The following is a 13,697-nucleotide window of genomic DNA, read 5'->3' on the forward strand; positions in this document are numbered from 1 at the left end:
ACGGTTGAGCTAAATTTCTACTTTTTCTTCATCTCTTCAAGCTCTTGCGCTAGAAATTCTCCAGTGTAGCTGCCAGTTTTTTTATAGTTTTTAGCCACCTCTTTTACACTGCCGCACGCTATCACTTTACCACCTTTTGCGCCACCTTCTGGCCCCATATCTACGATGTAGTCACAGTTTTTAATAACATCCATATTATGCTCGATCACAAAAACAGAATTTCCAAGATCAACTAAGTGATTTAGCACCTTTACCAACCGATCGACGTCGGCAAAATGAAGTCCTGTCGTTGGCTCATCAAGGATATAAAGCGTATTTCCAGTGTCACTTCTACTAAGCTCTTTTGCTAGCTTCACACGTTGCGCCTCGCCACCACTAAGTGTGACTGCATTTTGTCCAAGTGTAATGTAGCCAAGCCCTACGTCTTGAAGCGTGGTGAGCTTCGAAGCGATCTTTGGCACAGCCTTGAAAAACTCAACCGCCTCATCGATACTCATATTTAGCACCTCAGCGATGTTTTTGCCTTTGTATAAAATTTCTAAGGTTTGAGCGTTATATCTAGCACCATTACAAACGTCACAAACTACGTTAATATCAGGCAAAAAGTGCATCTCAATCGTAATCTCGCCCTCGCCTTGGCACTTCTCGCAGCGTCCACCTTTGACATTGAAGCTAAAGCGCCCTATTTTATAGCCTCTAAGTTTAGCTTCTTTGGTCTGCGCAAATAAATTTCTTATCTCATCCATCACACCAGTATATGTTGCCGGATTTGAGCGTGGGGTACGGCCGATTGGGCTTTGATCAAGATAGATCACCTTGTCTAAATTCTCAAGTCCGCTTAAATTTACCCCAGCTATCTTTTTTACTTTTTTGGCTCTATTTAGCTGCTCCTGCGCCTCTGGAAGCAAGGTCTGAAGCACTAGCGAGCTCTTGCCAGAGCCTGAGACGCCCGTGACGCCTACAAGGTTTCTAAGCGGAAATTTCGCGGTTAAATTTGAGATATTGTTGATATTTACATTTGAAATTTCTAGCCACTTCTCAGCTTTCCTATTTTTTTGATAGTTGATCTTTTTCTTACCATTTATGTATTGTGCAGTCTGGGTATCTGAGCTTAAAAGCTCTTTTGAACTGCCTGCAAAGACCACGTTACCGCCAAATTTACCAGCCCCAGGTCCAATATCTACGATAAAATCAGCCTCTTCTATCGTTTTTTTATCATGCTCGACGACGATTACAGAGTTGCCTTTGGCTTGTAAATTTCTAAGCGTCTTTATGAGTTTTAGCGTATCACGCTCGTGTAGACCGATGCTTGGCTCATCAAGCACGTACATGACGCCACTTAGCCCGCTTCCTATCTGACTCGCGATCCTGATACGCTGCGCCTCACCACCGCTGATCGTCCTAGCATCACGTCCAAGTGACAAATAGCCAAGCCCCACGTCATACAAAAAGAAAAGCCTCTCGTTGATCTCTTTTAAGATAGGCTTTGCGATCGCCTTGTCATAGTCGCTAAGATAGGCAAAATTTTTCTCATTTGAGAAAAAGGCAGTGCAGTTTTCTATACTCATATCTAAAATTTCACCAAGTCCAAGGCCAGCGACCTTTACCGCTAAACTTTGAGGCTTTAGCCTGTGACCGTTACAAGCGTCACAAATTTTCTCACTCATGTATTCGTCAAAGTCTTTGTAATCCTTCAAAAGCCCGTGTGAAATTTTAACTACACCATCAAACTTTCTAAGTAGCTTATTTCTCTTCCAAAAAAACTCAACTTCTTTGACATTTCCATATAAAACGAGCCTCTTTTCATCTTCACTAAGCTCATAATATGGTTTTTTAATATCAATGCCATTTTGCTCGCAAAAAGCAAGTAAAAATTTATAGTAATAGCTCATGTTATAGCCATAAAGTAGCTTGATCGCACCATTTTCTATCGACTTTTCCTCATCGATGATCTTGCTCATATCTAGGCTATATCTTATGCCAAGTCCGTCGCAGTGCTCGCAAGCGCCCTTTGGCGAGTTAAAGCTAAAGCTTAGTGGTTCAAGCGGCGAAAATGAAATTTTGCAGTCAAAACAAGCCATGTGCTCGCTGTAATGTATAAAACTCTCTTTTAAGCCAAGCTCATCGGCATTTGCGATCTCTATCTCGACTTCGCCAAAGCTCTCATTTAGCGCCTTTTCCACGTCGCTCGCAAGGCGTTCGTGATTTTGCTCATCGATAGCGATCCTATCAACAATGACCTTTATCGTGTGTTTTTTTGTTTTTGCAAGCTCGATCTCTTCATCAAGCCTCACCACCACGCCATCTATCTGCGCTCTGACAAAGCCTTTTTGACGTAAATTTTCGATCAAGTCCGCCCATGTGCCCTTTTTCTCACGAACTAGTGGCGCATAGATGATCACTTTTGCACCAAGCGGGAGCTTTGAAATTTCATTTATAATATCGCTCGCACTCATTTTCGAGATAGGTTTGCCACATTTATGGCAGTGTTGAACGCCGACCCTTGCGTATAAAAGCCTTAGATAGTCATAAATTTCTGTAATCGTACCGACCGTTGAGCGAGGGTTTTTAGAAGTCGTCTTTTGATCGATCGCGATAGCAGGCGTTAAACCCTCGATCTTATCGACATCAGGCTTACCCACACGGTCTAAAAACTGCCTAGCGTAGCTACTAAGGCTCTCCATGTATCTTCTTTGTCCCTCAGCATAAAGCGTATCAAAGGCTAGCGTGCTCTTGCCACTGCCGCTAAGGCCGGTAAAAACTACTAATTTATTTTTTGGAATTTTAAGATTTATATTTTTTAAGTTATGTTCTCTTGCGCCAGTTATTTCAATAATATCATTCATTAAATTTATACAACCTTTTTAAAATTTTAATCTGTAAATTTAGTCTAAAAGTGATAAAAGATTTATAAAGTAGTTTTTCTAAAATTTAAAATCGTAGTTAAATTTAAGGGCTTATTTATATCATTTTCAGCTTTTTTTGATATTCTACGCCAAATTTTAATCTAAGGAGAAAAAATGTCTGTAAAAATAACTGATATATGCATAAGCTGTGGTTCATGTATTGATGAATGCCCAGTTTCAGCTATCGTTGATGATAGCGACAACCCAACTGGAGCAGATACATACTATGTTTATTCAAATAAATGCGTTGAGTGCGTAGGCTATAATGATGAGCCAGCCTGTGCTTCTGCCTGTCCAACTGATGGTTGTATTGTATGGGACGCTGTTGTAGCGGGACAACCTTCTCGCGATCAAATCGGTGCTGATGCACGTAATGGCTCAATTCCAGTTATTCAATAATTTTATAAATTTTAGGCTCAATTTGAGCCTATTTTATTTTTAAGCTTTATTTGATATAATTGCCAACTTCAATTTAAATAACCTAGATTTAAGGAAAAATTTATGCAAAGAACACTTTCTATTATTAAGCCTGATGCTGTTAAGAAAAATGTTGTTGGAAAAATTATAGATAGATTTGAAAGTAACGGCCTAAGGATCGCAGCCGCAAAGAAAATCCAACTTAGCAAATGCGATGCAAAAGCATTTTATGCAGTTCATAAAGATAGACCTTTTTTCAATGATTTAGTTGATTTTATGGTAAGCGGACCAGTTGTAGTTATGGTTTTAGAGGGCGACAATGCAGTTGCTAAAAACCGCGAGCTAATGGGTGCAACTAACCCAAAAGAAGCAGCTCCTGGCACTATAAGAGCTGATTTTGCCGATAGCATTGATGCAAATGCGGTTCACGGAAGTGACAGCCTAGAAAATGCTGTGAATGAAATAAATTTCTTCTTTGCTTCAAGAGAAATTTGCTAATTTTAGGTCAAGAAAATTGATTATATCTTTTTCTAAAATAGCAAACAAAGATATAAGCTTTGAGCTAGTAGGAAATGATAATTTAGTTTTTATTGGAATTTTAAAAAGAAAAGATCCTTTTTTGGTAAAATGCCAAGGCAAAATAAAAGGGAATATAAATTATGTTTGCGATCGATGTGGTGAAGCATTTATGTTGCCTATCGATCAAGATGTAGAGCTAAATTTAAGTGACGGTATTTATAAAGATAGCGAAAATGAGCTTAGCGATACGATGGAATTTTTTGATGGCAATATTTATTTAAAAGAAGTCCTTGAGAGTGAGTTAGAAGCTTTTAAAAGCGATTATTTCTATTGTGAAAAATGTAAAAATTTATAAAGGAGAGTAAAAATGGCAGTACCAAAGCGAAGAGTGAGTCATTCTCGTGCAGCAAAACGTAGAACACATTATAAAGTTACACTTCCAGTGCCTGTAAAAGACAAAGATGGTTCTTGGAAAATGCCTCACCGCATAAACAAAACTACAGGTGAATATTAAAATATGATTCGCATTGCTATCGATGCTATGGGTGGTGATTTTGGTGCAGATCCTATAATATCTGGTGTTATTGATGCACTAAAAGAGACAGAATTTAAAGCTGTATTAGTCGGCGATAGCAATGTCATCAAACCACTCATCCCACAATCTTATTTAAAAAATATCGAATTTTTAGATGCTAGCGAAGTTATCTCGATGGCAGATGGTGCGACTGATGCACTTAAGAGAAAAGATAGTACGATCTACAAGGCAATTGAACTCTTAAAAAATAAGGAAGTTGATGCTGTAGTTTCTGCCGGTCATAGTGGTGCAACTATGAGTTTAGCTACCCTAAGAATTGGTAGACTAAAAAATATTTCTCGCCCAGCAATTGCAACACTTATGCCAAATTCAAAAGAATCTGCGACTTTGGTTTTAGATGTTGGTGCAAATGTTGATTGTAAAAGTGAACATTTGTTTCAATTTGCCATAATGGGTGAAGCCTATGCAAAAGAAATTTTAGGTAGAAAAGAGCCAAAAGTTGGTCTTTTATCAAATGGTGAAGAAGAAAGCAAAGGCAATGAAGTTAGCAAAGAAGCATTTAAATTAGTTTCTAGGCTTGATAGCTTTGTTGGCAATGCAGAAGGTAATCAAATTTTTGATGGCAGTATTGATGTAATGGTTTGTGATGGTTTTATGGGAAATATTCTTTTAAAAACTAGCGAAGGCGTTGCAGATGCAATAGGCAAAATCATCAAAAAACAAATTAAAAAATCACCTCTTGCTATAGCTGGCTCTGTACTCATGAGAAAAGTTTTTAAGACACTTAAAAAACAGGTTAGCTATGACGAATATGGTGGTGCACCACTTCTTGGTGTAAATGGTTGTGTTATCATAAGTCACGGCAAAAGTAATTCAAAAGCTATAAAAAATGCAATTTTTCAAGCAATAAAATTTGCTAATTCAAATATAAATAAAGTTATCGAAGAAGAACTTTCGCACTTTGCAAGGTAAAATATGCCAAAAGCTTCACTGATTTCTATCGCTTCTTATATTCCAGAAAAAATTCTGACAAATTTTGACTTTGAAAAAATGGTTGAAACGAGTGATGAATGGATAGTAAAGCGAACAGGTATCGAACAAAGGCATATTGCAACTAACGAAACAACAAGTGACCTTGGCACAAAGGCTGGTGAATTAGCTATAAAACGCTCAGGACTTGATAAATCTCAAATCGATGCAATCATCTGTGCTACGATATCTCCAGATCATCTTTGTATGCCTTCTACTGCTTGCAAAATAGCTGCAAATTTGGGTTTAAACTATGGAGTTACAGCATTTGATATAAGTGCGGCTTGTACCGGTTTTATTTATCTTTTAGAGCTTGCAAATTCTCTCATTATTAGCGGTGCTAAAAAGAATGTCTTAATTATCGGAGCCGAAAAATTAAGCTCTATTGTTGACTATACAGATAGAGGCACTTGTATACTATTTGGTGATGGAGCAGGTGCGGCTGTAATTAGTAGTGGTAATGAGAACGAGATCATCGATATTCATACGGCAAGCGACGGCAAGCAAGCTGAACTTTTAATAACTCCAGGATGTGGGAGTGTATTTCCAGCCAGTGAGGAAACGCTAAAAAATAGACTAAATTTCATCCATATGAGTGGAAATGAGGTTTTTAAAATAGCAGTTCAAACGCTTAGTAAAAGTGTGATTGAAATTTTACACGCAAACAAAATGCAAAGCGAAGATATCGACTTTTTCATACCTCATCAAGCAAATATAAGAATAATAGATGCGGTAAAAAATAGATTAAATTTTAAAGATGAGCAGTGTGTCTTGACCGTTGCTAAATATGGCAATACAAGCTCAGCTTCAATTCCGATGGCTATGAATGATGCCTATGAAGACGGCCGTATCAAAAATGGTTCAGTTTTGCTTCTTGACGCATTTGGTGGCGGCTTTACATGGGGATCAGCGATTCTAAAATTTGGCGGAAAAAATTTTAGCGATTTACAATAATTACAGTAAGTAATCTTCTAAATTTTTAGCAACGCTTTTACTAATTTCTTTCAAATACTCTCATCAATAAATTTTTAAAAATTCAAAGTTTTTACCACTTTTAACAAAATCCATTTTCAGCTTTTACCAATAACAATAAATTTACTACACAAAAATTTCTAAAATATATTTAAACTAAATTTAATTTTGAATAGATATAATTTCGCAATCAATAAAATTTATTATTAAGGAGAACAAATGTTAGTAACAAAAAAAGCACCTGATTTTACAGCTGCAGCAGTTTTAGGAAACAATCAAATTGTAAATGATTTTAATCTTTATAAAAATATTGGCGAGAAAGGCGCAGTTGTATTCTTCTATCCAATGGACTTTACTTTTGTTTGCCCAAGCGAAATTATCGCATTTGACAAAAGATATGACGAGTTTAAGTCACGTGGTATCGAAGTTATCGCAGTTTCATGCGACAACCAATTCTCTCACTTCGCATGGAAAGAGACTCCAGTAAATAAGGGCGGTATTGGTAAAGTTCGCTTCCCTATCGTAGCTGATATGACAAAATCAATCGCTCGCGGTTTTGACGTACTTCTAGAAGATGCTGGTGTAGCGCTTCGCGGTAGTTTCTTGCTTGATAAAGACGGTACTGTTCGCCATGCAGTTATCAACGATCTTCCACTTGGCAGAAATATCGATGAGATGATAAGAATGGTTGATACTATGCTATTTACAAATGAGCACGGCGAAGTTTGCCCAGCTGGCTGGAATAAAGGTGATGCTGGTATGAAACCAAGCACTGAAGGTGTTGCTGACTACCTTTCACACAACGAAGGCAAACTATAATTAATAAAAATTTCTAGGTATCTTTACCTAGAAATTTCTCCTCCAAATAAATTTAAATACTTTTTTAATATAACTTTTTATATCATAGCCTTGGCTTTAATCAACAACATTCCGGAGACTACATGGATTTTAAAGGCAGGCAAGAGCTTGTAATAAATTGCGAAGATAGCATACTTAAATTAAGAGATAAATTTATCGATGACGGTATCAAATTTTGTAGACAGCTAACATTTATCGTACCGCACGATCAGGTAAAAATTTGTCTTGAAAACATCTTTGATACACTGCTTATTCAAAAGCCAAATGCTACGCAGCTACAAGATGATTTAAATAATCTAATACCAAAATCAAATGCAAGAGATGAATTAATCAATTTTCTACTTTTAAATTTGACTTTAAATTTTAGTCACTCTTGCGACAATAGCACTTTCGTAGGTTATTTCGTAAATGCCGTTTCAAGAATCAAAGAAATTTTATGTGGTGCCAAAGATCAGCAAGAAACAAATGTAAAAGACATGATTGAAACCGGAACATTTTTTTATGAAGATCCGATCAATACATTCACTCGTATGAAAAAAGCCAAGGTAAGGCCTGAGCTTTTAAATTTATATGATGGATTAAATATAAAATATGAGGCTGAAATTTTAGAAGTTAAAGAAGATAGTGTCGTTTTTCGTGTGGATATGATGCAAATTTTAGCTATGAAACAAGACGGCAAAGGTTTTATTTTGCCAAATAGCTTTTTCTCAAAGCCATTATGTGCTGATATTGTTAATTACAATATAGTCAATAAAGGCGTCACTCTTTCAAATTTCTTACGAAATACAACGATGTACGCATATAAAAGAAAATTCCAACGTATCTTGCCAAATCGTTTTACCAAAACTATTATCAAAGGCAAGCAAGACAAGATCGAAGGTAGCCTTTATGATGTTTCTGAAGGCGGCATAAGCGTATTAAGCCCGCAAACTACAAATTTTCAAGATGGAGAAGAGCTAGAAGCGACCTTTGAAATCTTAATCGCGCCAGATAAAGTAAAAAACGTGACTTTAAAGCTAAGACTTGTTACGGAGCTGGCATATAAAGGCTACATTAGATACTGTATGAAGCTTATTGATGATGATGAAACTATAAAAGATTTTACGCAAAAGCGCATAAAAGAGACGCTTGACGAGCTTCGCTCACGTATAAATTTATACGAATAAGGCAGCTAGTGAAAACAATACAAGAAAATTTAAAACTTTTTTATATCGGACTAAAAGACAAAGAACCATTTTTTTATAAAAATAAGGATCTAACCACCCACGCAGCCATCATCGGTATGACAGGTAGCGGCAAAACAGGCCTTGGTATCACGCTTTTAGAAGAGGCCTGCATAGACAATATCCCTTCCATTATCATCGATCCAAAGGGCGACATCACAAATTTAGCTCTAACCTTTCCGCAGATGAGGCCGGAGGATTTTTTACCATACGTCGATGAAGCAGAAGCGGCCAACAAAGGTCAAAGCGTAGAGGAATTTGCTGCCTCTCAAGCCGAGCTATGGAGAAATGGCATAGAGTCGAGCTTTCAAGATCTTGAGCAAGTAAAAATTTTAAAAGAAAGCGCTAGCTTTAACATCTACACACCAAAAAGCTCAGCTGGCATAGGTGTGGCGCTACTTAGCGACTTTGCCTGCCCAAATATTAGTGACGAAGAAATTTTTAGCAACTATATAAATTCGCTTGCAACCTCGGTATTATCTCTTATTGGTATAAATTCTGAGGACATGAGCTCAAAAGAACAGCTTCTCATCTCAACCATATTTGAGACTAAATTTAAAGAGCAAAAAGACGTCAGTATAGAAGAGCTCATAAATTTCATCGCAAATCCGCCTTTTAAAAAGATAGGCGTCTTTGACGTGGATACCTTCTATCCAAGCAGTGAGCGCCTAAAGCTTGCCATGAAGATAAACACACTTATCGCAAGCCCAAGTTTTAAAGGCTGGACGCAAGGCATTAGGCTAGAAATTTCAAAGATGCTTTTTGACGAAAACGGCAAAGCAAAGTGCAATATCTTTACAATCTCACACCTAAATGATGCTGAGAGGATGTTTTTTGTCACTCTTTTACTAAACGAGATCATCGCGTGGATGCGCGCCACCGAGGGCACAAGCTCACTTAGAGCGATCCTTTATATGGACGAAATTTTTGGATTTTTCCCGCCAAACGCAAACCCTCCATCAAAAACGCCTATGCTCACGCTCTTAAAACAAGCCCGTGCATTTGGCCTTGGCTGCGTATTAAGCACGCAAAACCCAGTCGATCTTGATTATAAAGGTCTAAGCAACATCGGCACTTGGTTCATCGGTCACCTCCAAACAGCTCAGGATAAAGCCCGCGTTATAGACGGGCTAAGCGGCATCGCAGGCTCAAGCTTAGACAAAGCTTCACTTGAAAATCTCATATCAAATTTAGCCAAAAGAAATTTCTTACTTAAAAATATAAACGAAGATGGCTTAAACGTCATCTCCACGCGCTGGGCACTTAGCTATCTAAAAGGTCCGCTCAGCCGTGAGCAAATTTCAAATTTGATGAAAGATAAAAAAGAAAATTTAAGTACTCAAAGCGTAGATAAAAGCGAGATGAAATTTAGCGCAAAGCCTATCATCTCAAATGAGATCACACAACTTTATGCTAACTCAAAAAGCCTCACGCCAAATTTATTTGCAAGTGCGAAGGTGAGAATTTATGACACCAAAAAAGGCATAGATAGCATTTGCGAGGTGAGCTATCTTTATGAGCTTAGTGAAAATGACAATGAGCCAAACTGGGATGAGGCTAGCGAAGGCTTGCATGTTGATGTAAGCAAAAATGAACCAAGTGACGCAAGCTTTGCAGCTGTGCCAAATTTTATTTTAAAAGCTAAAAATTTTGACAATATCCAAAAAGATTTTAAAGAGTATCTGTATAGAAATTTCAAATTTAACACCTTTGAAGCATTAGGAATTTATTCAAAAAACAATGAAACAAAGGAGCAGTTTTATATCAGGCTTCAAGATAAGTGCAATGAAATTTTAGAAGAACAAACCGCAAAACTCACAGCTAAATTTGAAAAAGAGCGAAAAAGCTTACAAGACAAGCTAAACAAGGCTCTAGCAAAGCTTGATAAAGAGCAAAAAGAGATGACCACAAGTGGACTTGATGCTGCCATAAATATAGGCGCTAGCATACTTGGAGCGATATTTGGCAACAAGCTTTTATCTCGTCAAAATTCGGGTAAAATCGCATCGAGTGCAAGAAGCGCAAATAGAGTCTTAAAAGAAAGAAGTGATGTAAAACTTAGCGAGCAAAGCGTAAATGATATAAATTTAGCCATAAGCGAACTTGAAGAGAAATTTGCACAAGAGTGCGATACGTTAAAAGAAGCAAATGATGTTAAAAACATCACGATAAACGAAACGCAAATTTCACCAAAGAAAAGTGATATCTATGACGAGAAAGTCGTGCTTTTGTGGAGATGATTTATAAAATAATTAGTATTTTTTTACTATCATTTCTGTTAAATTTAAAAGGTAAAATATGCAAAATTTAATACTTTATGCCATTAGTTATTTACTTGGAAGCATTCCATCTGGCCTCATTCTTGCAAAAATTTTTGGGCATGTCGATATAAAAAACGAAGGTAGTAAGAGCATCGGTGCGACAAATGTTTTAAGAGTTTTAAAACAAAAAGATCCAAAATTAGCCAAAAAACTAGCCATTTTAACGATATTTTGTGATGTTTTAAAAGGAGTTTTGCCACTTATTGTCGCCTCTTCTATTGGTGCAAGCCAAAGTGTGCTTTGGACGATGGCAGTCTTAAGCGTAGCTGGACATTGTTTTTCTATATTTTTGGGCTTTCAAGGTGGCAAAGGAGTCGCAACTGGAGCTGGAGTGATCGCATTTTTCTTGCCAGTTGAGATCATTATCGCTCTAGCTGTTTGGTTTTTGGTCGGTAAATTTTTAAAAATTAGCTCTCTTGCTTCACTTTGTGCGTTGATAGCTCTCATAGCATCAAGCTTTATAATCCACCCAGAGCTAGATGAAATTTATACACACGCTCCGATACTAATCATCGCGTTTTTGGTGGTTTATAAACACATACCAAATATCGTTCGCTTAATATCTGGCAATGAGAAAAAAGTCGTATGAAAAGCGAGATGACGACGATCATTAAAGATTATAAATTTGAAACGATCATCGGAATGCTTGATTTTGAGCGAGTCGCTAAACAAGAGGTACAGATGAATCTAGAAATTTGCTCAACTAGTTTTATTGATTATGTTTTAATTATTGACTTTGTTAAAAATTTTTATAATGAAAGACAGTTCCAAAGCGTTGAAGAGTCTCTTGAAGAAACCAGCAAAGCGTTAAAAGAGAAATTTGGCTCACTAACTAGCCTTAAAATGGAAATTTTAAAAACTGAAATTTTACCAAACGCAGTTGTTGGAGCAAAAATAAACACTATTTTTTAAAAATTTATTAAACTATCTTGAAATATTGCTTAATTTATGATACAATCGCCCATAAATTTTAGTTTAAGGAAGCAAAATGCGTATTTTAATAGTTGAAGATGAAGTGACGCTAAATAAGACGATTGCTGAGGGCTTGCAGGAGTTTGGCTATCAAACTGATAGCTCTGAAAATTTTAAAGATGCTGAGTACTATATAGGCATCAGAAACTACGATCTAGTTTTGACTGATTGGATGCTTCAAGATGGCGATGGCATAGATCTTATAAACATCATCAAACATAAATCTCCACGCACTTCAGTTGTAGTTCTTTCTGCAAAAGATGACAAAGAAAGCGAAATAAAAGCACTTAGAGCTGGTGCTGATGACTATATCAAAAAACCATTTGATTTTGACATCTTAGTAGCTAGACTTGAAGCAAGACTACGCTTTGGTGGCACAAATATTATAAAAATTGATGAGCTCATCATCAATCCAGATGAGGAAAAAATCACATATTTGGGTCGTGATATTGAGCTTAAGGGCAAACCTTTTGAAGTCCTAACTCATCTTGCAAGACACTCAGATCAAATCGTATCTAAAGAGCAACTACTTGATGCTATCTGGGAAGAGCCAGAGCTTGTAACTCCAAACGTCATTGAAGTAGCTATCAACCAAATCCGCCAAAAAATGGATAAACCACTAAATATTTCAACAATTGAAACTGTTAGAAGACGCGGATATAGATTTTGTTTTCCAAAAAAAGCCTAAGGAATAGATTTATACTACAATTAGCATCTGGTGCTATGATGCTAATTGTAGTTATTTCGGTAATGCTTTATCACTATATAAGGGTTACCGTTTTTCAAAGTGTAGTTAATGAGCTAAACTATCAAGCCGAAGCTTATAAAAAAAATCCTCAGAATTTCAATCCTTTAAATTCAAAAACATTTACGATAGAAAATCCAAATAAAACTCTAGCAACGATAAAAACAGACGAGCCGCAAGATAAAGAAACATATATCGTAACACAAAAATCAAAGGATCAGAGTAAAACTTTTTTAATAACAAAACTCGATGAAAGTAGTTATTTAAGCCTAGAAAAAGATACTACGCTTCAAGCTCATATAGTAGAAGAAATTTTTATAGATATTATAATCGTAAATGTGTCAGCGATACTTTTGGTGCTTTTTTATGCACTATTTTTATCAAGGATGCTTTTAATACCTATAAAAATTTTGAGTCACAAACTTACAAATTTAGACGAAAAATTTCTTCATGAGATCGATATAAAAAGTCTACCAGATGAGTTTTTACCACTTGGACAGAGCATAAATAGGCTAATCTCTCGCATTCAAACATTTGTCTTATACCAAAAAGAACTTTTTGTAGGCGTGGCACATGAGCTAAAAACACCGCTGGCTGTAATGAAAACAAAAAATGAAGTTACGCTTTTAAAGCCACGCGAGAGCGAAAAATATATCGAGGCACTAAAATCAAACAATGAAGCTATAAACGGCATGAACGCGATGATAAGTTCTATACTTGAGATCGGTCGTCAAGAGGGGGCTCAGTTTGAAGAGCCAGTAAATACCGATGTTATAGGATTTTTAAAAAAACTTGCAAAAAACTATGAGATACTTGCAAAAAATGATAAAAAAAATATAAAACTAGACCTAAAACCAGAAATTTTAAATCTAAAAATACAAACTAGCTTACTAACTCACATTGTGCAAAATTTTGTTCAAAATGCTATTAAATTTTCACCAAAAAATAGTACCATTGCGATTAGCTCTAAGCTTATAAAAAATAAATTTATCATCGAAGTAATAGATGAAGGAATAGGTATAGATGAGAGCAAAGATTTGTTTGCTCCATTTAAAAGATATGGCGACAAAGGTGGTGCTGGACTTGGGTTGTTTCTAGCTAAAGGTGCGGCACAGGCTCTTGGTGGCGAAGTAGACATTAAAAATAGAAACGATAGAAGCGGTGCAGTCGCAAGCCTAGTTTTAAATATAAAAGGATAAA

At 36.5% G+C, this 13,697-nt stretch carries 14 protein-coding genes; 13 read left to right on the forward strand and 1 reads right to left on the reverse strand.

What is annotated here, in order from left to right; translation table 11 throughout:
- Window positions 1-17: 17 nt before the first annotated feature.
- Entirely contained in the window at window positions 18-2,846 is a 2,829-nt protein-coding gene (gene uvrA, locus CVT18_RS00180) for an excinuclease ABC subunit UvrA (RefSeq protein WP_103628189.1), read from the reverse strand.
- A gap of 174 nt (window positions 2,847-3,020) precedes the next feature.
- On the opposite strand from uvrA, the gene CVT18_RS00185 reads away from it, so the two are divergent.
- The 13 genes from CVT18_RS00185 (at window position 3,021) to CVT18_RS00245 (ending at window position 13,696) form a co-directional block, all read left to right on the forward strand.
- Window positions 3,021-3,305 (forward strand): NADH-quinone oxidoreductase subunit I, encoded by a 285-nt coding sequence (locus tag CVT18_RS00185; protein ID WP_021091598.1) that lies wholly within the window; start codon window positions 3,021-3,023, stop codon window positions 3,303-3,305.
- A gap of 102 nt (window positions 3,306-3,407) precedes the next feature.
- The gene (gene ndk, locus CVT18_RS00190; protein WP_103628190.1) at window positions 3,408-3,821 is read left to right on the forward strand and encodes a nucleoside-diphosphate kinase; all 414 of its coding nucleotides are present in this window, start codon (window positions 3,408-3,410) and stop codon (window positions 3,819-3,821) included.
- 16 nt (window positions 3,822-3,837) lie between these two features.
- A complete protein-coding gene (locus CVT18_RS00195) occupies window positions 3,838-4,197 on the forward strand; it encodes a hypothetical protein (RefSeq protein WP_103628194.1) in 360 nt (119 codons plus the stop codon).
- A gap of 12 nt (window positions 4,198-4,209) precedes the next feature.
- Entirely contained in the window at window positions 4,210-4,356 is a 147-nt protein-coding gene (gene rpmF / locus CVT18_RS00200) for a 50S ribosomal protein L32 (protein ID WP_002942540.1), read from the forward strand.
- Between the two features lie 3 nt (window positions 4,357-4,359).
- On the forward strand, window positions 4,360-5,349 hold the full coding sequence (plsX, locus tag CVT18_RS00205) for a phosphate acyltransferase PlsX (RefSeq protein ID WP_103593621.1): 990 nt from the start codon (window positions 4,360-4,362) through the stop codon (window positions 5,347-5,349).
- A 3-nt stretch (window positions 5,350-5,352) separates the two neighbouring features.
- Entirely contained in the window at window positions 5,353-6,360 is a 1,008-nt protein-coding gene (locus CVT18_RS00210; RefSeq protein WP_103628191.1) for a beta-ketoacyl-ACP synthase III, read from the forward strand.
- 237 nt (window positions 6,361-6,597) lie between these two features.
- Window positions 6,598-7,197: a peroxiredoxin gene (locus CVT18_RS00215; protein ID WP_021091673.1), complete on the forward strand. Its 600-nt coding sequence runs from the start codon at window positions 6,598-6,600 to the stop codon at window positions 7,195-7,197.
- A gap of 122 nt (window positions 7,198-7,319) precedes the next feature.
- A complete protein-coding gene (locus tag CVT18_RS00220; RefSeq protein ID WP_085658080.1) occupies window positions 7,320-8,402 on the forward strand; it encodes a PilZ domain-containing protein in 1,083 nt (360 codons plus the stop codon).
- A gap of 8 nt (window positions 8,403-8,410) precedes the next feature.
- A complete protein-coding gene (locus CVT18_RS00225) occupies window positions 8,411-10,699 on the forward strand; it encodes a helicase HerA domain-containing protein (RefSeq protein ID WP_103628974.1) in 2,289 nt (762 codons plus the stop codon).
- 58 nt (window positions 10,700-10,757) lie between these two features.
- Window positions 10,758-11,369, forward strand: a complete 612-nt coding sequence (plsY, locus tag CVT18_RS00230; RefSeq protein ID WP_103628973.1) for a glycerol-3-phosphate 1-O-acyltransferase PlsY — start codon at window positions 10,758-10,760, stop codon at window positions 11,367-11,369.
- On the forward strand, window positions 11,366-11,692 hold the full coding sequence (locus tag CVT18_RS00235; protein ID WP_103628972.1) for a dihydroneopterin aldolase: 327 nt from the start codon (window positions 11,366-11,368) through the stop codon (window positions 11,690-11,692). The genes plsY and CVT18_RS00235 overlap by 4 nt, the downstream gene beginning before the upstream one ends.
- A gap of 76 nt (window positions 11,693-11,768) precedes the next feature.
- Complete coding sequence (gene hsrA / locus CVT18_RS00240) at window positions 11,769-12,440, forward strand: homeostatic response regulator transcription factor HsrA (protein ID WP_021091657.1); 672 nt, start codon at window positions 11,769-11,771, stop codon at window positions 12,438-12,440.
- 38 nt (window positions 12,441-12,478) lie between these two features.
- Entirely contained in the window at window positions 12,479-13,696 is a 1,218-nt protein-coding gene (locus CVT18_RS00245; protein WP_178140060.1) for a sensor histidine kinase, read from the forward strand.
- Window position 13,697: the final 1 nt, after the last annotated feature.

This window comes from Campylobacter concisus, assembly GCF_003048405.1.
Classification (GTDB): domain Bacteria; phylum Campylobacterota; class Campylobacteria; order Campylobacterales; family Campylobacteraceae; genus Campylobacter_A; species Campylobacter_A concisus_Q.